The organism is Wukongibacter baidiensis (assembly GCF_050888315.1).
Lineage (GTDB): Bacteria > Bacillota > Clostridia > Peptostreptococcales > Caminicellaceae > Wukongibacter > Wukongibacter baidiensis.
The window spans coordinates 4971809-4995831 of sequence record NZ_CP138202.1 but is presented as its reverse complement, the minus strand read 5'-3'; the positions used below and the strand labels follow the sequence as shown (position 1 = coordinate 4995831).

Below are 24023 nucleotides of genomic sequence, written 5' to 3'. Positions count from 1 at the left end.
TCTTCACAGGGTGTAACTTGTGCACAATCTATCCTGTAATCTTATTCTAGAATTTCCTCATAAAATTGTAAACATTCAATTTTTTTTCACCTTCAATTTTTAATATGATATTTCTAAAATTCTGCTATTTCATAGGCTGTAACTGCATTTTCTCCTTAACTCTTATAATTATTGCATATTCGATTTTTTTTTGAAGCTTCTAAACACAAGAAAATTTCTATATACTAAAAATAAGTGCTTTATTGAGATTTAAGCAAATACTTTGACTTATATTTATTTGAAAAAAATCATAGCTTTAACCCAGATTAATCATAGAAAATTCAAAACTACTTGCATCTTTATTAAAATTACATGATTAATCTTGAGGTAATTATCTCAAATAGGATGTGATATCTCATGAAAAATCTATTAAATAGTTTAAAAATTAAAGCCCATATAAATAAATTATTAAATAGTTCCATCTTAAAAAGACTCTTTATAAATAGCATAGTTGTTCTAATTATTCCTATTATACTTTTCGGTTCAATTTTTTATTTTAATATTCTTAAGGCCTTCAAAGACGAAATCAACCTATCCAATCTCTCCCACTTGAATTCTATAAAAGAAAATACCGATGGTATTTTAGATGAACTTAAAGGTAAAAGTATTTTTATAGCCTCTAGTGATTATGTTGAAAGCTTTTATACTGCAAAATATATTAAGAAATTAAGGGGAATTAATTATGTTGAGGCTGCTATAAATTTAATGACGTTCTTAAGAGCAAATTCTGACGCCAATAGCTATATTCATTCAATGTATATTTACAATGATATTACTAACGATGTTCTAACATCCAAACAACAACTTGAAAAATTAGATAACTTTTATGATACCCATTGGCACGATATGTACGAGCAAAATAGAGACTTCATTCAACTAATGCCTCAACATAGACCTATTGATGATGATTATTTTGATAAGCATAAAAGGCTTGACCCAGAATGGTATCATGCAAATGAAAAGGTTGTAACCTTTATCTATCCCTTTAAACTATATCCAAATACTATTTTAAATGGTGCTTTGATGATTAACGTCTACGAAGATGCTTTGAGTTTTGCTAAAAATATTACCGATACTGAAAATGATAGTAATATCATTATTGCAAAATCAAATGGAATAGTAATATCAAGTCAAATAGACACACCTGATTATGATTTAAACAAAATTGTGACAAGTATTGTCAAACAAGACAAGCTCTCAGGATATATTTCTTCAAAACACGGTGATACGCAATATTTGATAACTTATGTATATTCAGATGATCATGATTTAGTTTATATTAAAACAACAGATATTAATAAGCTTTATAAGAAGTTAAATTTCTATCGCCTATTAATAGTTTTTGTTTCTATCCTTTTAACATTAGGAGGTACCCTTTATTCTTATAACCAGGCTATGAAGGTTTATAATCCTATTGAGAGCACACTAAAAACTCTAAACATTCAACTTAGTAATATACCGAAAGAGAAGCGTAATGAGATTAAGATTCTTTCTAATGCAATAAGTAAAATGATTAAAGAAAGTAATAAATTATCTAACATTTTTGAAAGTCAAAAAGAGAGCATCAAACAATCCTATGTTCAAGAGATTATTAGAGGTAACACAACACACTATCAAAACTTATTTGGTAATGAAATGAGCCATTTTACTTGCATGGTTCTATCTATTGACAAGTATAAGGAATTTACTGAAAAATATGATTACACAGAACAAAATAGTTTAAAAAGGCTAATACTCGAAATAGCTGAAAAAACAACATCTCAATATACTCCTTGCTCTGGTAGCATTATGCAGAGAGATAGAGTCGTAATAGTTGTAGCTTCTAATTTAAAAGAAAATAAATCTTTTGAGCAGATGATCGATAAGATCACAGATGCCATTAAGGAGCAAATTGCTCTGTTGAATCAATTTAGCATTTCTATAGGTATTGGAAGTACTTATAAGCAGGCTCACATGATACGAAACTCCTATTTAGAGTCAGTTGAAACTTTAAAATATAGGATACTCAAAGGTCATAGTTCAATTATTCATTACAAAGATTTGAATGATTATTATAAGGGATATTATTCTGCAACTAATATTGACAAAAAAATCATCAATAATTTAAAAATTAATAACTATAAAGCAATTGAAATTCTCATTAGCGATTTAGTCTCCGAATTAAAATCTAAAAATAATATCAGTTACGAAAACATCATTCAGATTTTCTATGGTTTGGTAAGTTCAATGCTTGAATATCTAGAAATTTCTCACATCATAATTACAGAAATACAAGATGATGATGTAAATATTTCCGAATCCTTGGTTCATTCAGAAACTCTAGAAGAAATTGAAATTCTGATATTATCCTTCATCAAAAAGATTATTATCCATCAGAAATCAAATACTCTTTCTGAAGAAAATTATGCTAAACAGGCTATAGACTATATTCATAAAAATTTTACAAACCCTAACTTTGATGTTGCCGCATTAGTTGATGACTTAAGTATTCCTTACCAGCAACTACGAAGAATCATCATTGAACAAACTGGAATGAATTGTAACAAATATATAAACTTTCTCAGAATTGAAAAAGCAAAGGAATTATTATATACATCATCTATAAGTATTAAAAATATTGCTTCTAATATAGGTTATAACAACGATCAAAGTCTTAATAGACACTTCAAAAAACAGGAAGGCATTACTCCTGGTGAATTCAGAAGACTTCATCAATAAAACAGTTGTAGTCAATAATTCATCATTTTAGAAAAAAAAATCAACAACATAACCCATTCTTATTTAGAATTATGTTGTTGATTTTTTTTCTCTTTTCTAAAACCTTTAGGCGATTGTCCAGTCTTTTTCTTAAACATTTTTGAAAAATAGAAAGGATCAGGATAACCTACTGAATCTCCTATTTCTGCAATAGACATATCAGTATATTCTAAAAGCTTTTTAGCATTTTCGATTTTTATTTGTAATAAATACTCCTTCATGTTTATTCCCATGACTTTTTTAAATTTTCTCGAGATATATTCTTGATCCATCTGTACTGCTCTAGCGACTTCTTCCATCTTCTTTATGCTAGAATATTGTGAATATAAATATTGGCAAACCTCATCAATACAACCATTCTTCCCATAGTTTTTTTCTTTTATCTCTTCTTGATCCTTCAATATAGATCCCAAAAATGTCAATACCATCCCACGGCTGTAAAGTTCATTTTTCATTTCCATATAACTCATATCACAAATATTTTTTATTAGCTTTTCTGTCAACTCACTAACATCAAATCCTGTAAGCTCAATATTTAATTGATCTAAGTAAGCCTCGACATTCTTTCCATGAAAACCAAACCAGTAATAGGACCACGGATTTTGAATATCTGCTTTATACTTGGTTATTTCATCAGGTTTAATTAAAAAGCCTTGTCCTGACTTTAATTTATAAATATTCCCATCCTTTTCAAAAGTCCCCTCACCATTGATAATTATATGAATTAGATAGTGGTCTCTTTTAAAAGGTCCAAAAAACTTGCCTGGTTTACAATCTTCACGACCTTTATGATAAATCTTTATATCATTTGGTAGTTTATATTTGAGTGGTCCTAGCTTTAGCATATCTTCACCTCACTTATCATTATAAGCAAGTAAAATGTCTATTTCAATAACGCTAATACATCTTCCAAATTTCCACGCTAAATTATTTAACCCGCATTATTCATAAATAATACGGGTTTGAAAATTTACATTTATGAGATGTGATATTTTTGCCATCTTATTTTACATCCATTCTCTTCAAATGATAAACCTCAGTTAAAAAATCACCTTTCTTAGGCAATATTGTTAGACCTATAGCCATCAAATAGTTACCTCGATAAACTTGATTCAAGATCCTGTAATTGTCATTTGGGTTAAGATTTACTAACCTTAATCGTCTTATTTTATCATTTGGTCTTGATAAACCTCTAGCATAGTAAGCTATTATATCATTGCCATCTTCACTCATAACCTGCCATGCAGCATAGTTTTTTTCAAATGGACTAATAAGTCTATCAAAGGTTCCATATTGTAATATAGATCTTACCTCTTTGTATTTTTTTATCTGCTTCTCAATCTCAATTAATTCCTCAGAATTAAGTTTTGTTAAATCTAACTCATAACCTAAATTGCCAAACATAGCCGTATGATATCTAGCATCTAAATTAGTCATACGCATTACTTGATGATTTGGTACATCCGAAACATGGGATCCCATAGCAACAGGAGGATATGCCAAGCTAGTTCCGTACTGAATCTTTATTCTTTCAAAAGCATCTGTATTATCACTAGTCCAAACTTGTGGCATATAATACAACATACCAAGATCAAATCTGCCACCGCCACCTGCACAACTTTCAAATAAGATTTTAGGACAATTTTTCATTAGCTGGTTTAATACTCTATATAGTCCAAGTATATATCGATGAAATATCTCACCGGATATTTTATTTAAAGCTGATCCAGCCTCTGTAATATTTCTATTCATATCCCATTTCACATATTCAATGTTGGCACTGTTAAATACCTTGGTTAACCTTTGAATAATATAGTCTTGAACATCTTCTCTCGAAAAGTCTAGAACTAATTGATTACGACACTGTGACCTACTTCGACCTACTTCATGTATGCACCAGTCAGGATGCTTTCTATATAAATCGCTGTCAGGAGATACCATTTCTGGTTCAACCCACAAGCCAAATTTTAATCCCTTCTCATTTAGCTTTTTAGCCAATCCATCTAAACCTGATGGAATTTTATGAGTATTTACATACCAATCGCCCAATGAGCAATCGGCTGCATCACGCTTACCAAACCAACCATCATCCAATACAAAGAGCTCTATTCCTACTGATTTTGCTACTTCTGCAAGAGCTAATAGCTTTTCTTCATCAAAATCAAAATATGTAGCTTCCCAATTGTTTATCAATACAGGTCTTTCAGCGCTTTTATGTATTCCCCTTAATATATATTTTTTTATAAAACTATGAAAGTTATGACTCATTCCATTTAAACCTTTGTCCGAATAAGTCAACACAGCTTCAGGCGTTTGAAAACTCATTCCGGGTTTCAACGTCCATCTAAATCCAAAGGAATTAATCCCTAAACCAACACGCATTTGATCATACTCATTGACCTCAATAGAGTTTTTAAAATTACCACTATAAATAAGACTCATACCATAGGCTTCACCATTTTTTTCTGTGGTTTCCTGCCTTTTGAAAGCAACAAAAGGATTATGCTGATGAGAACTGTTTCCCCGCTTACTCTCAATGGCATAAAACCCTTGATTCAAGTCTTTCTCCATAATATGCCTTTCTCTTGCCCATGATCCAGAAAGGTGTAGGAGTTTAAAATCATTATCATCAAAATCTATACTAGCTGAATAAGCTCTTTCAAGATTTACCGTTTCAGAAGTGTCATTAATAATAAGGCTTGACCTTACAATTATGTCTGCCTCATAGTAAATAGAATAAAGAAGTCTTACCCTTAAATCAAATATATCGTCTTTTAGATTCACTATTAAGGTCTCAACTTCTTCATCACCTTGTGAACATGGCAAGTCCTCTAATTGTTTTTTACCCTTTATTACAACATGATTTTTATAGATTAAATTTAATACTCTATTTTCACTTTGAAAAAGGACTTCGATGGCAGGCTCTCTAAAATCAGAATATCCATAGGTTGGGTATTCTGATCTAAATGTATCTAGTGTGAAATAACTACCATCATTAAGAGGATTAGCACTCCACGCTCTTTTAAGAAATGGATTTACTAATGAATAATCTTCTTGAGTTACTTTACCACCCCAATGTATATGTTCCAAATGACCGCTGCTTGAAACTCTAAACACATAACTAGAGTTTCTTGTCATTAGATTAAAGGTTTTTCTATCTTTGCAATATGATATCATACTTATCATCCTTCATTTATTATTACCCAGATTATAGCATGACTATTTTCCATTCACCATGTCATTAATATGCCAATTTATTATATTTTTGTACTTTTTCGTATATTTTAACTCGGACTATTCATGAAAAGTTTGAAAAGACGCAGTAGAGTTTTAAATTTTTCACAGATAATCAGTATTTAATTTAGTAAACGAAAGTAGGCTCTGAAGTTTCCTTTTGAGCCTACTTGAGTAGGTAAAGCTTTTCAAGTTCAGAGCGATGCAATATTTACTACATCACTACATAGATCTAAAATTTAAACTTAGAAACTGTATTCTCCAAATTTCCTGCCAGTCCCTTTAATTCTTCAATTCTACCAACAATCTGATTAATGGAAGCAGTCTGTTCCTCAGTTGCAGCGGAGGCTTCTTCAGTACCTGCTGCATTCTGCTGAGCAATAGCAGCTAGATTTCGGATGTTGCTTATAATTTCTTCTTTATTTACTTCCATTTCTCTACCGGAAATATTTAACCTGTCAATAGCTTCTTGAGACTTTTCAATTGCCTCAATTATCTCTTTATAATTTTTATTTGTAAGCTCTACACTCTTTTCTTGCTCATCGATCATAGTGGATATACTTCCCATAGTAGAAACTGCATTATTAGAATTAAACTGAAGTTCCTTTACCTTCTCATTTATCTTTTCAGTGGACATTGTAGATTGAAGTGCTAAGTTCTTAATTTCCTCAGCAACAACAGCAAATCCCCTTCCGTATTCCCCAGCTCTTGCAGCCTCAATAGCAGCGTTAAGTGCAAGAAGATTAGTCTTTTTAGCAATAGAAGCAATTATGTTACTTGCTTCGTCTATACTCTCAGAGCTTTCATTAGTCCTTAGAATTATTTCATTAATTTTATTAGAAGCTTCATTTGTTTGTCTAGTTGTTTCACCAAGTATGTTCATGATATTCAATCCATCATCACTTAATACCTTCATCTTTTCCGATAAAACGTTTAGATCCTTCATATAACCTTGGTCCTTTTCAATGGACTTTCCCAGTTCAAAGGCTTTTAATGATCCAACCTCTGTATTCTCGGCCTGTTCATTTGCCCCTGTGGCTATTTCTTCTATAGTTCTAGCAATTTCTATGGATGATGTATTAATCTGCTCTGAAGAATTAGCTAGGTTGTTACAGTAGTCTAAAATCACCCTCGTTGCATCTGAAACTTTCTCCATTAGTTCACTAAGAAATTCTTGCATAGTCTTCATTGAATCGGCAATATGTCCAATTTCATCTTTTCTATTTATTAATTTCTGAGGTATCGTCACTGTAAAATCTGCGTTTCCAAATGTTCTTAAACAACCAACAATTGAAACTAATGGTTTAGTAATTATATTGGAGACAATAATCACTAATACTAATAAGATCAATAATATAGCTACTATTAAGATTACGCTGGTATTAATTAATACAGATGCTTTACTCATCAAGTCCGACTCGGGAACTGTTACCCCCAGAGCCCAACCAGAAGTATTTTTTATAGGTTGATATATTATACTTGCCTTTATGTCGTCAGGAGTAGTAATCTTTCCAATACCGCTTTCTCCTGCAATAATCTTATTTCCTGCTTCCACAAGACCTTTATATCCTGCTTTATCGCTTTCTAGTACGTTCAGCTTCATAATTACCTCTTTATGGGGATGTGCAACTATAAGTCCATCGCTTCCTATTATCCAGCCATATCCACTTTCCCCAATTTTAATATCTCCACTAATCCCCGATAAGGTATCTAACATTATGGTTGCGGCAAAAATACCCACTTTTTCATTTCTATCATTTCTTACTTCATGGGCAATAACAAATATATTTTTTCCAGTAGATTTTGAAACAATAGGATCACTTACCACAAACTTCTTATCTTTTCCCATAATTTCTTTGAAATAACCTCTGCTCCCAACGTTGCCCTGAGCCTTTAATGTAGTATAGAAGTCACCATTTTTGTTTGCAAAAAATAGAATCTCAAAATCTTTATTAAGTACTTTGGCTCGCCTGTCTAGTTCCCTCTTTATAAGCTTCATATCGCCACTTTTAATATTTTCATTCTGCGTCATTGATGCAATTTCATTAAGATATCCGTTTATTAGAGCCGTTATCTCTGAAGAACTAGTTCTTACAATTTCTTGACTCATTTCTTCTGTCAATTGAACTACAGTGTCTCGTGCTTTAAAAAAAAGAGAGCCTCCCAAAACCAGAGATAAAATTAGTATTGGCAGTCCAAAATAAACTAACATTTGCATTTTAATTGACTTCATAAGAACACCTCTTATCAAAAGTTTTATCCTTTGTAAAATTCTACTTGTATCAACTTAACTTGACTTAAACATATTACATTAAAGCTTTAATTTTTTTTATATAGACTTACTCTATTAGAATTTTCTTAAACTCCTTAGTTAACAATGGTACTATTTTAAATACATCACCAACTATACCGTAATCACTTGTTTTAAAAATGGTTGCATCGGGATCTTTATTGATTGAAATGACGGTCTTGGCATTTGCTATACCAGCAACAAATTGAATCTGCCCTGATATTCCACAAACAATAATAAGTCTAGGAGAAACTGATTTTCCACTTTGACCAATTTGAAGGGAACGTCTTTTAATTCCTAAGTCTACTACGGGTCTTGATGCTCCAACTGTGGCACCTAAAACCTTAGCTAACTCTTCAAGTATTTCAAAATCCTCAATTTTTTTAAAGGCTCTCCCCCCTGCCACTATGATTTCCGCTTCGTTTATTGGCAGCTCAATTTGTGCCTTTTTTAAAACATCTTTAACTATATATGTTCTTCTAGTTATCTTCTCCAATTCTACATTCACAATATTTGGTTCTAGATGCACAGTTTCGTGGACACCGATTACATTTGGTCTTACTGTTATAAACACCATTTCACCATTCAATATTTTAATATTCTCTAATACCTTTCCACCATATATTGGACGGGTAACATCTATGTTGTTAATCCCAAAATCTATATTTATTACATCGCTTATCATAGCTGAAGAGAAATATTGGGCAAGACACGGAACTAAGTCCTTACCAATAGCAGTGTTACCAAAAATAATAAGCCCTGGTTCTATGTTATTGATAACTTTAACAATAGTGCCATGAATTAATTCTGGATTATGATTCACTAGATTTTCAGCCTCAATACTGAATATATCTTCTACTCCACAATTAGCTATTTCAGTATATATTTCTTTATCAATTTTTCTTCCATATATGAGGGCTTTTATATTGTATCCGACTTTCTTGCCAGCTGCACTACAATAACTCAATGTCTCCCTAGAAACATTTTTAATATGTCCATCCTTATGTTCAACGATCACCAATATCTTTCTGCCCATTAGAATACACCTCTTCGGTTTTAAGGCTTATAAAACCTTATCTTCCAGTAGCTTTTTTATTAACAACTCTATAGCCTTACTTGGTTCCATCTCATCTACCTTATATCCTACTTTTTTTGTCTTTGGATACTCATAGGTCACTTTCAAGTTGTCCTTTCTTGTCTTTATTCCTGAATCAATAATTCTTATTTTTTCTTTTTTAGATTCCATTATATTATGAGCAGTAGGTTGTCTTGGCACATTAATTCCTCTTTGAATAGTCACAAGGGCTGGAAGCTCAGTTTCTATAATCTCTTGGGCAACTTCCCCTTCCCTTTCACAGACTATCTTCTTTCCATCTATATCTAGCTTAGTCACAATATTTATAAATGGAATTCCCAATATCTGACTTATTCGCCCAGGTACTTGACCATTATTTTGGTCAATACCTACCCAGCCGGCTAAAATTAGATCAAAATCATTATTTTCTTCACGAATCGCATTAGCTAAAAGTTCGCAAACCGTTATACTATCTCGTATTCCCGACTTAATCAATGTAGCTTTATCGGCTCCCATAGACATTATATATCTAAATGTATCTAAAGCCCCGTCCCTACAGACAGAATATATTATTACTTCTCCCCCAAATCTTTCTTTAATTCTGATAGCCTCTTCAAGGGCATATTCATCATATATATTTACCGTATAACTAACTTCACTTTCATTTATGTGATTTGAAGGATCTAAGACTATTTTACTTTCTGTATCAATAATTTCTTTTACTAAAACTAATATCTTCAAATTAGTCCCCCCCTTTAATTAGTCAGTGCTGGCTCAAAAGCAAATATAGTCAAATCAATATTCATATGATACAAATCCGATTTATATTACTTATTCCCCATACCCCTAGGTTTACTGAAATTATCTTATAGCCAATATCTATAGCTAAGTACAATACTGTATATCTTCATCAAAAACTGTAATGTTTTCTAGCCCATCTTCACCTACTATATAGGTGTTTTCTATTCCTATTGCTCCACCTTCAAAAACGAACTTAGGTTCAATTGCTATAACCATGTTTTTCTTAAGTAAGGTTGAGTTTCTATTTGCCAGAACTGGCAATTCATCAACCTCCAAACCAACACCATGGGCTATAAATGCAACTTGCTTATCCATTCCCATGAAATGCTTCTCGAAACCGCGTTTTATCACTATTTCCCTTGCTAATTGATATATATCACCACATTTAACCCCTGGTTTTGCTGAATTCTTTACTATTTCTTGTATTTCTAGTGACACATCATAGGCCTTAATCATTTCTTTTGGTAATTTTCCTATGCAAAAGGTTCTAGTCATATCAGCCATATAACCATCTACCCATGATTCATAGTCAAGAACAATAGGTTCATTTCTTCCAATAATTCGATTTGATGATCCCTGTGGATATGCTACACTTGTACCTAATCCACCAAGAGGACCGCCTCCATAACTAGGAGCCGAACTATCAATGCCAGAAGTAAAATGTATATAGAAGTATTCTTGATTAAAGCTTCTTCCTCGAATATATCCTGGATGCCCCTTTGAGCGGGATACTTCTTCAATAATGCTGATCATATCAAACTCTTTCATACCATCTTTTAGATTCTCTCTAGTGACTGTGAAAATTTCTGCCGCCATCTTGCCTGCTCTACGTATTATTTCTAATTCATAGGGGGACTTTACCATACGTATAGACCGTATTATTAAACTTATATCTGTGAGCTTTGAAGGGGAAAATAGTCTATCTATTTTTTGAAATAGATTTGCCGGCAACACATCCGTCTCTAATCCAATTTTGTTAAATGAACTATATCCCTGATCCTTAAGTTTCTCAGGTAAGTCCTTGAATTTTTGCAGTTCTACAATCTTTTCAATAGAAGATTCTTTGCGTACTCTTTCAAGAATTTTACCTACTAGTAATAATGGCTCCCCTTTTGAAGGCACAAATAAGTACCCATTTTGAGTTGTTCCAGCAAAATATAGCTTATCAGCATTCTGAAAAATAAGTGCACAATCGATATCATTCTCACATAACATCTTCTGAAGCTGTTCAATTCGTGAATCTATTTCTGTTTTGGGAATATATCGCAAGTTCTCCCCTCCTTTATCACAAAGGCCCTCGTTTATGAAAATACAAGGGCCTGTTCTTTCTAATTTATTTCCCAATAAATGTAGCTTTACGTTTTTCTACGAATGCTGTCATACCTTCCTTTTTGTCCTCTGTTGAACAAGTGATTCCGAATAATGATGCTTCAAACTCTTGCCCACTATCTAAATCAACTTCCATACCAGTATTTACTGCCTGCTTACATAATTGAACTGCGTATGGGCCTTGCTTCATAATCTTTTTAGCCATGGCTTTAACAGAATCCATTAGTTCTTCTACAGGATAAATTTTATTTACTAGTCCTATTCTATAGGCTTCCTGAGCATCTATAATCTCTCCTGTAAATAAAAGTTCCTTAGCTCTACCCTTTCCAACTAACCTAGGTAGTCTCTGAGATCCTGCAAATCCAGGAATTATTCCTAGTCCAACCTCAGGCTGGCCAAACTTTGCCTTTTCAGAAGCAACTCTAATATCACAAGACATTGCCATCTCACATCCACCACCAAGGGCAAATCCATTGACAGCTGCTATAACAGGTTGAGGTAATCTTTCAATCTTGTTAAATACACTTTGGCCAACCTTACCCCAAGCATATCCCTCTTTACTTGTCATATAAAGCATTTCTTTAATATCAGCTCCAGCAACAAAGGATTTTCCTGAGCCTGTTATTATAAGAACTTTAACTGATTCATCCTTTGCTATCTCATCGAGGAAGGGATCTAACTCTTTCATAGTCTCCATATTAAGAGCGTTAAGGGCCTTAGGTCGGTTCATAGTTAATATTCCAATCCCATCCTGGTTTTCAAAGGTTATATTTTTATATTCAGCCATATAATCCATTCCTTTCATTATTTTTTCTTATAGTCGTTATAGAATCCTCTACCAGACTTCTTACCAAGCCATCCAGCTTCAACCATCTTTCTTAATAATGGGCATGGGCGGTACTTAGGATCTCCAAAGCCTTCATAAAGAACTTCCATAACTGCAAGTATAGTATCATTACCTATCGCATCACATAATCTCAATGGACCAATTGGATGATTGAATCCAAGCTTTGCAACTGCGTCTATAGTTTCTGCATCTGCAACACCTTCATATAATGTGGTTATTGCTTCATTCATCATAGGCACCATTATTCTATTTCCAACGAATCCTGGATAATCAGTTACTTCAACTGGGTCTTTACCGATGAATCTACCAAGTTCCATGATAGTTGCAACAGTTTCTTCGCTAGTTGCTAAACTCTTTACAACCTCAACCAACCTCATAATGAACACTGGGCTAAAGAAATGCATTCCAACCATTTTCTCTGGACGCTTAGTTATCGATCCAAGTGCTGTAACTGGCAATGACGATGTATTAGTGGCAAGGATAGTGTCTTCTGGACACCACTCATCTAATTTCTTGAATATTTTAACCTTTAATTCCATATTTTCAGTTACTGCTTCAATAGCTAAGTCAACATCGCAATCTTCCTTAGTGAATTCTCCACCTATATTGATATTGCTTAATGTTAGTTCCTTAAGCTCTTCTGTTATTCTGCCCTTAGATAATTGTCTATTAAGATTTTTCTCAATTGAAGCTAGACCTTTTTCAGCGATTTCCATTGAAGCATCACGCATAGAAATTTTAATACCTTTTTGTGCCATAACATGAGCAATCCCGCTACCCATTTGACCTGAACCAACTATTAATACTTTTTTAATTTCCATAAGTTACACACTCCTTTATATTTGTTTTATTTTATTTAACATGTTTCATCTATAGATAACGAACACTAAGTCCGTTAGCTTTGAACATTTTGCATCTATGAAATACTGCATTTACCTATATTTTCTTATCAAAAGCCCTAAGAAGGTTCTCAAGGGAAGCAACATCTTCAACGTTGTAGCAGCATACTTCCTTATTAAACTTTTGAGCCGTTCTTATATTGAAAGGTGTAAGTACACTACTTGGTCCAATTTCTATAAAAGTATCTACGCCGTCATTTAGCATTGAAATAACAGAGTCTTCCCACATAACTGGTTTATAGACATGCTGCTTTAGTAATTCCTTTAAGTCATCTTCATCTGTAAAGAATTTTCCTGTAACATTATCAACATATCTTTTTTGCGGGTTCTTAACTTCGATTTGATCCAGCTCTGACCTTAAATTAATTCCTGCACCTTCAAGAAGAACAGTATGGAATGGCCCGCTTACCTTCAGGAATCCCGTACTTTTCGCCCCTCTTTCTCTAGCAAGTTTTTCAGCATGATCCACTGCTGCATTATAACCAGCTACAATTATTTGACCAGGACAGTTGAAGTTAGAAGGTTCAATATGTCCTAGATGCTTTGAGTCGTCAACAATTTTATATACTTCCTCTCTACCGAGTCCAACTATTGCGCACATTTTGCCCTTATTATCTGGAACGGCACTCTCCATATATAAACCTCTTTTTCTAACAAGCTTAACGGTCTCTTCGAAGTTTAGTGCACCGGCGTAAACTAAAGAAGAATATTCGCCTAGACTAAAACCGGCTGTTACATCTCCGCTAAGTCCATACTTTTCCAATACCTTTAAAATCGCAATACTTGTTGTATGAATAGTTGGTTGAGAGTTCTCAGTTTTAACTAATTCTTCTTCTGGTCCCTCAAAACACAATTTGCGTATATCCATACCCATGATCTCGTTTGCTATCTCATAAACATCATTGGCTTCTTTGTACCTTTTGGCAATTTCTAGGCCCATTCCAGCATAATGGGTTCCTTGTCCGGGAAAAACAAAAGCGACATTCTTCATTTTTTCACTCCTTTACGGTAGTTTTATACCTTCATCTCCTTAACATCTTTATCAACAATGAAATCAGCATCAGTGATTTCTCTTATTTCTTCTATAGTGACACCTGGAGCCGTTTCTGTTAAAACAAGGCCTCTATCGGTCACTTCAAAAACGGCCTTTTCCGTTATAATCATGTCAACTTCTTTAGCTCCTGTTAGAGGTATGGTACATTTCTTAAGTATTTTCTTCTGTCCCCTTGAAGTATGTCCCATAGCAACAATAACTTTTTTTGCACCTACAACTAAATCCATAGCCCCGCCTATACCTGGGACTTTTTTTCCTGGTATCTTCCAGTTGGCTATATTACCCTCTTGATCAACCTGTAGTGCACCTAATACTGTGGCATCTAAGTGTCCTCCACGAATAATTCCAAAGGATACTGCGCTGTCAAAGAATACTCCTCCTGGATTCATAGTGCAATATTGCCCACTTGCATTGATTAATTCATAATCTATTTCATCTTCAGGCGGTGCAGATCCAAAACCATAATGTCCATTTTCAGAATGTAGAGTTACATTTACTCCATCCGGAAGGTAAGCTGTTGAAAGTGTTGGAATACCTATACCAAGATTAACAAAATCTCCATCTTTAAATTCCTGGGCAACTCGCCTAGCAATTAGTTCCTTTGCATCCATTACCTTTGCTTTCATTAATCTTTCCTCCTTAACCTTGTACTATATAGTCCACAAATAACCCCGGTGTCATTACTTCATCAGGATCAATCATTCCAACTTCAACTATCTCATCTGCCATTACAAGCGTTATATCTGCAGCTGCCGCCATATGTACATTTGAGTTTCTAGTAGCCTTACGATAAACTAAATTCCCAGCCTTATCAGCCTTAGTGGCCTTAAGTATAGCTACATCCGCTCTTAAAGGCGTTTCTAATAAATACTCTTTACCATCAACTGATATCTTTTGTTTCCCCTCTTCAACCTCTGTTCCTACTCCAGTTGGTGTCAAAACACCACCCAATCCGAACCCACCACATCGTATTCTCTCAAGTAAGGTACCCTGAGGAACAAATTCGATCTCTATTTCACCTGCTTGTAACTGCCTTTGTGTCTCAGCGTTAGTACCTATATGGGAAACTATAGCTTTCTTAATTTGACGGCTAACTACCAGCTTTCCACTCCCCTTATCTGGATATGCCGTTGAAATAGCTATTAATGTAATGTCTTTTGTCTTTTTATCCACTATTGCATCCACTAGCTTTTCAGGTGTTCCTACTGCTAGGAATCCTGGAATCATAAGTCTCATTCCGTCTTGAATAAAATCCATTGCCTCTTCAATGGATATGATTTTGGGCATAATCAAACCTCCTTCAGGATTTTAAAATGTTTTTTTGTAATAGAGTTTATTTAAACCTAGATTATTCATAGGAAGCTTAAAACTCCTGTGTATAAGACCCACTAACTGATTTTCAAACATGCTATGAATAATCTGGGTTAAGGTATGTCGTCTACTGACTTATAGACTAATCTAAGTAAAAATCATTAGGTATTAAATTTAGATAATACGGTAGAACCCTGCAAATTTTTATTTGCAGTAGTTCTACCGTGAAAATTTATATTGGAATGGTACTGATCTACCTATCTTAGGATTGAACCAGATATAACAAGCTTTTGAATTTCATTTGTTCCTTCATATATTTGAGTAATCTTAGCATCACGCATCATACGCTCTACTGGATGATCTCTAAGGAATCCATGACCGCCAAGAAGTTGTACAGCGTCTACTGCATTTTCCATAGCATTATCTGTCGCAGTCATCTTAGCCATAGCAGCTGATACAGAGTAACGTCTACCATTATCCTTGTCATCTGCAGCCTTTAGAGTAAGAAGCTTAGATGTTTCTACCTTGGTAGCCATTTCTGCTAATTTAAATGCGATATATTGTTGCTTTGCAATCGGCTTACCAAATTGTACACGCTCTTTAGCATATTGAAGTGCATATTCATAAGCACCCTGTGCAATACCAGCGCCTTGTGCAGCTATACCAATTCTACCGCCATCTAAAGTAGTCATTGCGATCTTAAAGCCCATACCTTCTTTACCTAAAAGGTTTTCCTTAGGAACTCTAACATTTTCCATAACGATTTCTCTTTGTACAGTTGATCTAATACCACATTTTCTTTCTGTCTTAACAAAGTTGAATCCTGGATAGTCTTTCTCAACTATAAATGCAGTAAGGCCTTTAACGCCTTTAGATTTGTCAGTCATTGCAAATACTACGTATATATCAGCATATCCACCGTTTGTACAGAAAATCTTTGTTCCGTTTAAAACATACTCATCTCCATCTAAAACAGCAGTACATTCACTAGCACCACTATCACTACCAGCATTTGGTTCCGTTAATGCAAATGCACCTAATTTTTCCCCTTTAAACATTGGAACAGAATACTTTTGTCTTTGCTCTTCATTACCATAATGGAAAATCGGCCATGCTGATAATGAAATATGTACTGAATAAGAACAACCTAATGAAGCATCAACCTTATTAATTTCAAATCCTGCTAAGCAATAAGCGATTTGATCCGCTCCAGCTCCGCCATACTCCTTAGGATATGGAAGCCCTAAAAGTCCTAATTTACCCATTTTTTTAATCAATTCATAAGTAGGAGCATAGTCTTCACCTTCGTCACGAGCTGCCGCGCCAGGAGCTACTTCCTTCTCAACAAATTCCTGAACCAATTTCCTTATGTCTTCCTGCTCTTTAGTAAATTCAAATTTCATATGATTAAACCCCCTTTAAATTTTTAATACACTTTCTACTAATCGCAATAGTCGTGCCAAAGTTCTCTATTGAATGCAATTCTGCTATTTACCCATTTCCAAGGCCTTTATGGTATTTTATGGTAAAATAACGATGCGTGGGTGCATCTGGATTTTAAGCTTCAAGCTTTTTTCTTAAAAAATCTTGTACTAATCCATCTATTTCCCACGCATTATTACTGATGCATATTTACTTTGTGTAGATGCATCGATGCATCTATTAATCCTTAAATCTTCCTTTTGCTCCTTTTTTGATCATATTTGAGTGAGTTTTTTCTAAAAATTCATAATTTTTCACCAAATTTTTAAATTCTATTTGATAATCTAATAAATTACTTTAGAACAACCTTCCATTTTTCTATAGGAATTTAAATAAAGACTTTATAGATGTGTGCCTGACAAACTTCATAAACGAAGGTAGCCTCTGAGGTTTCTTTTTGGCGATTTTTATGAACCTGTTTTAACCTTTATTCTTCAAATCAAAACAGGTTCATAGCATGAGCCAAAAGGATTCTCAGTGGCTACCTGAGTAGGTTTAACCTCTCTATCGCACATTCATATAAGTAATTCATATTACAATTCTAATTCTTTCAATTTTTCATTACGTGGAACACCACTTTTCTTGTCCCAACCCCTATAATCGTAATATTCCTCTAGAGTCTCCATCACCTTTTCCCTGCTAAGCTTTTTCCCAGCACTTGGACCTTCCGGAAGAGCCTCAACGTAGAATCTTTCAGGATATACACTATCGGCCTTGACCTCACCTTCCCTAATGTTAAATAACTTTTGCAAGTTCCAAGTCCTTTCTCCAGCCTTCATTATTTCATCGGGAGTTATCTTTATACCCGTCAATGACGTATATAGACGTGCTATTAAACTCGGCCCGATAGTATTTAATATTGGCGGCCTTATACATATACCAACGGCATTATAGACTGAGATAAGATCCTCCGACCATTTTGACATCTTAGGTATATTTACATCCCTATCTTTATCATCAAATATTTCATCCTTTGTTTCTTCTGGCATATCCAATTCATCGTATACCTTATCTGGAAAACCAAACTTTTCAGTTTTATACTTAACTGGATTTAAGTTATATCTTAAGTTTTCAACGGGGTTACGATTCCTCAGATGATCTCCGCCACGGATATTCGTTAGGTTTCCAAATGTCCATGTAGACCATCTCCCCCTTGCATCGGCCATAGGGATTTCCATTCCCTTGACATGCATTGCATAGTACTGGGCTCCTGGAATTTTTTCTCCAGCCATTTTCGTTCCCTCCGCTAATATATCTCCGATTCCCTTTCGCATCATTATTAAATCTAATAGTTTAAATGCGGCTTCTTCATCGCTCCACTGAAGGTCAAATCCGATATGCTTCTCTGTTAATATTTCTCTTTGGTATAACTCCATAGCAAAGGCTATGGTCGATGAAGCTGAAACCATATCTATTCCATAACGCTGACAGACTTCACAAAGCTTAGCTGACGCAGGAATATTATTAATGTCACAGCCTGCACCAAAGCCAATAACAGGAGTAACCTCCATATCCTTAACCTTTAAACCACTGTAGGGCCCTTCTTCAACTTCAACCCAGTGAGCACAAGAGATAGGACATGAAATACAGGCTATACCTCTATCGCTATATTTGTCTACCAATTTATAGCTACGTGTCTCCATCCAATTCGGTAATACACCCGTCTGAAAGTTTCGCCCCGGCAGGGCTCCAAATTTGAAATAGGGTGCCGTGGCTAACATAGTTCCGTATTTACTAAAGGGGCCATAGAAAGGTGATTCATATATTACTCTGTAACATTCCTTAACGGTCTTAAGAAATTCTTTTTTATTAAAGACTTCGATTCCCTTAGTTCCCCTAACAGCAATGGCCTTTAGGTTTTTTGATCCCATTACTGCACCCAGTCCTGTTCTGCCCCATGCATCATTTGGTCCATTTTGGATACTTGCAAATCTACATAGATTTTCTCCTGCCTGACCAATTGCAGCAATCTGGATCTCATCATCCTGAAGCTCTGTCCTTATATAGTCAATGGTATCCCATGAATCCTTTCCCCAAAGGTTATTGGCAGGAAGTATCTTAACCTCATCATCCTTTATAGATATATAAACCGGAGTTTCAGAGCGACCTCTTAAAATCATTCCATCATACCCTGCATATTTTAGTTCACTTCCCCAGAAGTTTCCTGAATTCGAAGTACCTATCAACCCTGTAAGTGGTGACTTTGCTGAAGCCTCTGTACGACAGGCAGTTGGAATATTGGTTCCTACAAAAACTCCTACTGCAAAACATAAGACATTCTGTGGTCCTAGAGGATCGATTCCAGGCTCAATGTTGTCATATATAAGTTTGCTAGAAATACCTACGCCACTAACATACTTTCTTAATAACTCATCATCAAGTTTAAGCTCTTTAACTACTAGACTAGTAAGATCAATATCTAAAAACTTTCCTGCATATCCGTACATCAACTTCCCTCCTTTAGATTTAGATCTGTTATATTCACTGTCTCAAGACATCCAGTCGGACAGGTCTCAGCACATTTATAGCAGCTTAGACATGTTGATTTTAATATTATTTCAAAGGTTCCTCGAAAATCATTTTTTATAATTCTAATGTGAGAATTAGATAGATCAAAGGCATCATTATATAGAATCGAACATGTTAAGGCACATGTGGTACAGCCTGTGCACTTTTTTGGTGTAATTGCCATCTTTCTTTTCACAGTTTCACCACCTTTTAGCTACTTAATAAAAAAACAAGGGGCTGCCTCATAATAAAGGTTTCTTATGAGTGCAGCCCCGAGGTGTCTCAGAAATTCGCCATTATGAGATACCCTCTTTTATCCAAACAACGATAACAATACCCCAGCTGCAATAGCCGAGCCTATAACTCCTGCAACGTTAGGTCCCATTGCATGCATCAGTAGGAAGTTTGATGGGTTTTCTTTCTGTCCTACTACTTGTGATACCCTTGCCGCCATTGGTACTGCCGATACTCCTGCCGAACCAATTAGTGGATTAACCTTTCCTCCTGTTAATTTACACATTAGTCTTCCAAATAATGTTCCTGTTGCTGTTCCTACACAGAAGGCTAATAATCCAAGTCCTATTATCATTAAGGTTTGTACCTTAAGGAATTTATCGGCACTTGCTGTTGCTCCAACTGTTATTCCTAGGAATATTGTTACTATGTTTATTAATTCGTTTTGTGCTGTTTTAAGTATTCTATCTACTACTCCTGATTCTCTAAATAGGTTACCTAGCATTAGCATTCCTAATAATCCTGTTGCTGATGGCAGTAATAGAGCTCCAAGCAACGTAACTGCTATTGGAAATATAATTTTCTCTGTTTTTGTAACGACTCTTAATTGCTCCATCTTTATTTGTCTTTCTTCCTTTGTTGTAAGGGCCTTCATAATTGGTGGCTGGATTATTGGTACTAGTGCCATATATGAATATGCCGCTACTGCTATAGGTCCTAGTAGATGTGGTGCAAGTTTAGATGTTAGAAATATTGCTGTTGGTCCATCTGCTCCACCTATTATACCTATTGATGCTGCCTCTGGTCCTGTAAATCCTAATGCAACGGCTCCTAAGAATGTTGTAAATATACCAAACTGTGCTGCCGCTCCTAAAAGTAAACTTCTTGGGTTTGCTATTAGTGGTCCGAAATCCGTCATTGCTCCTACACCCATGAAGATAAGTGGAGGATATATTCCAAGCTTTACCCCTTGATATAGATAATATAATAAACCACCTAGCTGTTTTAAGTGGGGTAATCCATCTTTTCCTACTTCGTAAACTGGATAATCCATTAGTCCTGCTAATGGGATATTAGCAAGGAGCATTCCAAAGGCAATAGGGAGCAATAGTAAAGGTTCATATTGCTTTACTATAGCTAAGTAAAGTAGTATACAAGCTATACCTAACATTACAATGGCTTGCCATGTTAAAGCAACGTATCCTGTACTTGCGAAAAAGTTGTTAATCAGTTCTAAAAACATCCTGTATTCTCCCTCACTTTCATATTAAATTTTAATCCTATATTGCATACTATCCTATTACTATTAAAACATCTCCTGCATTTACGGATGCTCCCTTAGTAGCGTTTACTGATACTATCTTTCCACCTGCCGGTGCCATTATTTCATTTTCCATTTTCATAGCTTCTAATATAAGTAGTACATCACCATTTGAAACTGTATCTCCTACATTTACCTTTATGTCAAGTACTGTTCCTGGCATTGGCGCTGTTATAGTGTTTCCTCCTGCCGGTGCCGGTGCTGGCGCAGCCGCTGGCTTTGGTGCAGCCGCTGGTGCTGCTGCTCTAGGAGCTGCTGCTGGTCTTGATACTGGAGCCGATTGTACTCCTCCTACTTCCTCTACTTCTACTTCATATGCCTTACCATTCACAGTTATATTAAATTTTCTCATTATTGTTCCTCCTTCTGCTCATATGGGATTTTCTATAACATTTTATTCATTTGATCAATTCTACCTGCTCTACCCCATGCTGGAGCCCTGTCCGGTAACCTCACAATATTCCTTACAACTATATTGTGGGTAGATGTATTTAAACTTGCAGCTACCGCTGCTGTAATTACTGCTACAAGCTCTTCATCATCTTCTTTTGCTGGTGCAGGGCTCACTGGAGATGCCTTAGGCCTAGGCTCAACCTTAACAGGAGCTTTTGTTGGATCTTTATAGAATATCAATTTAATTAAGTCCAACATAAAGGATAGTGCTATTAGTGCAGCAAAGGTTACTCCCATACCTAGGGCTGTGATAAGTAATCCGTCTGCAAAAGTGATATTTTCACCAAACAATCTTCCCCACCTCTTTTCCTATATTACTTTAACCTCTCGCGCTATATTAGGATCTTCAATACTTAGGGAGTTATGATATTTCATTTGAGTGATTTTTATCAGTCTGTTTTATCCTTCAAAATATATTGAAAAACAGGCTGATTGTATGAACGAAAAAGAAATATCATCACTCCCGACGGCTGGAACTAGCCCAATGGGTTACTTTAGAGTCTGTCTGTATTATTTATAGTGGAATATTTCCGTGCTTCTTAGCTGGTCTTGTTTCTCTCTTAGATGCTAACATATTAAAAGAATCCACAAGTCTTGGTCTCGTGACATTTGGCTCAATTATATCATCAACATATCCTCTTTCTGCTGCTTTATATGGAGTTGCAAACTCTTTTTTATACTCTTCTATCTTCCTTTGTCTAGTTGTTATTGGATCATCTGAATCCGCTATATCTTTTCTAAAAATGATATTTGCTGCTCCCTCTGGTCCCATAACCGCTATCTCTGCCGATGGCCACGCTAGCACAATATCTGCCTTAAGGTGTCTGCTACACATTGCAATATATGCGCCACCATATGCCTTTCTTGTGATAACCGTTACCTTAGGCACTGTTGCTTCACTGTATGCAAAAAGCATCTTGGCACCATGTCTTATGATTCCGCCATGCTCTTGATTACTTCCTGGTAAAAATCCTGGTACATCAACTAAGGATAGAATTGGAATATTGAATGCATCACAGGTTCTGATAAATCTGGCAGACTTATCAGAAGCATTTATATCTAAACATCCAGCTAACACCTTAGGCTGATTAGCTATAACCCCCACCGTTGCTCCATTCAATCTCATAAATCCAGTTATTATATTTTGTGCATAGAATGGTTGACACTCTAAAAAGTCACCATTATCAGCTAGTAAAGCTATAACGTCATTCATATCATAGGGTTTATTTGGACTATCAGGTATTATTTCATTTAGTCTTTCTTCAATTCTATTAATGTTATCCTGAACTTCAAAGTTTGGCGGATCTTCTAGATTATTAGATGGTAAAAAGCTAAGTAAACGCTTGATTCTTTCTATGGCCTCTTCCTCTGTTTTATCTGCAAAGTGAGCCACGCCGCTTATTCTATTATGGGTCATTGCACCGCCTAAGACTTCAGACGATACGTCTTCCCCTGTTACGGTTTTTATTACCTGCGGTCCCGTTATGAACATTTGGCTAGTTTGTTCAACCATGAATATAAAATCTGTTATTGCCGGTGAATAAACCGCTCCACCTGCACAAGGCCCCATTATAGCCGTAATCTGAGGTATAACCCCAGAGGCAATTGTATTTCTATAAAATATATCTCCAAATCCTGCTAAAGAGTCTATTCCCTCTTGGATTCTTGCTCCACCAGAATCATTGATCCCAACAACTGGAGCGCCTACCTTTAGTGCATTATCTAATACCTTACATATTTTAGCCGCATGCATCTCTCCCAGAGAACCACCAACCACTGTAAAGTCTTGAGCATATGCATAGACCAATCTTCCATTTACCATACCGTAACCAGCTACTACTCCTTCACCAGGCGTATCAACATTTTCCATTCCGAAGTTTACACATCTATGTTTTACAAAGGCATCTATCTCAACAAAACTACCTTCATCAAACAATAGGTTTAACCTTTCCCTAGCTGTTAACTTTCCTCTCTTATGCTGCGCCTCTATTCTTTTTTTGCCACCGCCCTCGTTGATTTTCCTGCGCATTTCCTCAAGTTTATTAAATCTGTTTTCTATCATTGTTCCCCCTCCATTCAATTAAAGCAGTGATAGTCTTTAAAATTACATATATCTATATTTGACTCCCTCAGTGTCATAGTTTAAAATCTTACAAATTCCGTTAGAATCTCATATTTAATGCTATTTTTCTACAATTTCATCTTCATTTTTATACAAAAAATATATACTAATCCATAAGAGAAAGACCAGTATATTAAACTTCTTTATAAATCTATTAATATATAGAATAAATCAAATTGTCCAAAGAGTATCTGACAAGTACTCTTTTCTAGCGAAGAGGTTTATATTATTTATTTACCTTTATTAATATTTTTTCTTAAAAACCAC

Annotated in this window: 19 protein-coding genes; 1 reads left to right on the top strand and 18 read right to left on the bottom strand. The window is 35.0% G+C overall.

What is annotated here, in order from left to right:
• The first annotated feature begins 396 nt into the window (after positions 1 to 396).
• The gene (locus R9X47_RS22540; protein WP_432663333.1) at positions 397 to 2757 is read left to right on the top strand and encodes a helix-turn-helix domain-containing protein; all 2361 of its coding nucleotides are present in this window, start codon (positions 397 to 399) and stop codon (positions 2755 to 2757) included.
• A 59-nt stretch (positions 2758 to 2816) separates the two neighbouring features.
• Here R9X47_RS22540 and R9X47_RS22535 read toward each other — a convergent pair whose 3' ends face one another.
• The 18 genes from R9X47_RS22535 to R9X47_RS22450 all read right to left on the bottom strand — a co-directional run bounded on the left by R9X47_RS22535 (position 2817) and on the right by R9X47_RS22450 (position 23696).
• Positions 2817 to 3641 carry an AraC family transcriptional regulator gene (locus R9X47_RS22535; RefSeq protein WP_432663332.1) on the bottom strand — a complete coding sequence of 275 codons (825 nt, stop codon included), beginning with the start codon at positions 3639 to 3641 and terminating at the stop codon, positions 2817 to 2819.
• A gap of 157 nt (positions 3642 to 3798) precedes the next feature.
• Positions 3799 to 5973, bottom strand: a complete 2175-nt coding sequence (locus R9X47_RS22530) for an alpha-galactosidase (RefSeq protein WP_432663331.1) — start codon at positions 5971 to 5973, stop codon at positions 3799 to 3801.
• A 289-nt stretch (positions 5974 to 6262) separates the two neighbouring features.
• Positions 6263 to 8263 carry a methyl-accepting chemotaxis protein gene (locus R9X47_RS22525; RefSeq protein WP_432663330.1) on the bottom strand — a complete coding sequence of 667 codons (2001 nt, stop codon included), beginning with the start codon at positions 8261 to 8263 and terminating at the stop codon, positions 6263 to 6265.
• Between the two features lie 106 nt (positions 8264 to 8369).
• Positions 8370 to 9356 carry an electron transfer flavoprotein subunit alpha/FixB family protein gene (locus R9X47_RS22520; RefSeq protein ID WP_432663329.1) on the bottom strand — a complete coding sequence of 329 codons (987 nt, stop codon included), beginning with the start codon at positions 9354 to 9356 and terminating at the stop codon, positions 8370 to 8372.
• Positions 9357 to 9383: 27 nt separating this feature from the next.
• Positions 9384 to 10136, bottom strand: coding sequence for an electron transfer flavoprotein subunit beta/FixA family protein (locus R9X47_RS22515; protein ID WP_432663328.1), 753 nt, complete (start codon positions 10134 to 10136; stop codon positions 9384 to 9386).
• Positions 10137 to 10280: 144 nt separating this feature from the next.
• On the bottom strand, positions 10281 to 11465 hold the full coding sequence (locus R9X47_RS22510) for a M24 family metallopeptidase (RefSeq protein ID WP_432663327.1): 1185 nt from the start codon (positions 11463 to 11465) through the stop codon (positions 10281 to 10283).
• A 64-nt stretch (positions 11466 to 11529) separates the two neighbouring features.
• A complete protein-coding gene (locus R9X47_RS22505) occupies positions 11530 to 12312 on the bottom strand; it encodes an enoyl-CoA hydratase-related protein (RefSeq protein ID WP_432663326.1) in 783 nt (260 codons plus the stop codon).
• A 17-nt stretch (positions 12313 to 12329) separates the two neighbouring features.
• Positions 12330 to 13193, bottom strand: coding sequence for a 3-hydroxyacyl-CoA dehydrogenase NAD-binding domain-containing protein (locus R9X47_RS22500; protein WP_432663325.1), 864 nt, complete (start codon positions 13191 to 13193; stop codon positions 12330 to 12332).
• Positions 13194 to 13308: 115 nt separating this feature from the next.
• Positions 13309 to 14262 carry an ACP S-malonyltransferase gene (gene fabD, locus R9X47_RS22495; RefSeq protein ID WP_432663324.1) on the bottom strand — a complete coding sequence of 318 codons (954 nt, stop codon included), beginning with the start codon at positions 14260 to 14262 and terminating at the stop codon, positions 13309 to 13311.
• A 23-nt stretch (positions 14263 to 14285) separates the two neighbouring features.
• Positions 14286 to 14936: a 3-oxoacid CoA-transferase subunit B gene (locus R9X47_RS22490; protein WP_432667683.1), complete on the bottom strand. Its 651-nt coding sequence runs from the start codon at positions 14934 to 14936 to the stop codon at positions 14286 to 14288.
• A 28-nt stretch (positions 14937 to 14964) separates the two neighbouring features.
• Entirely contained in the window at positions 14965 to 15612 is a 648-nt protein-coding gene (locus R9X47_RS22485; protein WP_432663323.1) for a CoA transferase subunit A, read from the bottom strand.
• Between the two features lie 281 nt (positions 15613 to 15893).
• On the bottom strand, positions 15894 to 17039 hold the full coding sequence (locus R9X47_RS22480) for an acyl-CoA dehydrogenase family protein (RefSeq protein WP_432663322.1): 1146 nt from the start codon (positions 17037 to 17039) through the stop codon (positions 15894 to 15896).
• Positions 17040 to 17651: 612 nt separating this feature from the next.
• The gene (locus tag R9X47_RS22475) at positions 17652 to 19565 is read right to left on the bottom strand and encodes an aldehyde ferredoxin oxidoreductase family protein (protein WP_432663321.1); all 1914 of its coding nucleotides are present in this window, start codon (positions 19563 to 19565) and stop codon (positions 17652 to 17654) included.
• A complete protein-coding gene (locus R9X47_RS22470; RefSeq protein ID WP_432663320.1) occupies positions 19565 to 19822 on the bottom strand; it encodes a 4Fe-4S dicluster domain-containing protein in 258 nt (85 codons plus the stop codon). Before R9X47_RS22470 ends, R9X47_RS22475 begins: the two co-directional genes overlap by 1 nt.
• 117 nt (positions 19823 to 19939) lie before the next feature.
• Complete coding sequence (locus tag R9X47_RS22465) at positions 19940 to 21103, bottom strand: sodium ion-translocating decarboxylase subunit beta (RefSeq protein ID WP_432663319.1); 1164 nt, start codon at positions 21101 to 21103, stop codon at positions 19940 to 19942.
• A 49-nt stretch (positions 21104 to 21152) separates the two neighbouring features.
• Complete coding sequence (locus R9X47_RS22460; protein ID WP_432663318.1) at positions 21153 to 21533, bottom strand: biotin/lipoyl-containing protein; 381 nt, start codon at positions 21531 to 21533, stop codon at positions 21153 to 21155.
• Between the two features lie 32 nt (positions 21534 to 21565).
• Positions 21566 to 21925: an OadG family protein gene (locus tag R9X47_RS22455; RefSeq protein WP_432663317.1), complete on the bottom strand. Its 360-nt coding sequence runs from the start codon at positions 21923 to 21925 to the stop codon at positions 21566 to 21568.
• Positions 21926 to 22148: 223 nt separating this feature from the next.
• Complete coding sequence (locus R9X47_RS22450) at positions 22149 to 23696, bottom strand: acyl-CoA carboxylase subunit beta (RefSeq protein ID WP_432663316.1); 1548 nt, start codon at positions 23694 to 23696, stop codon at positions 22149 to 22151.
• Positions 23697 to 24023 lie beyond the last annotated feature (327 nt).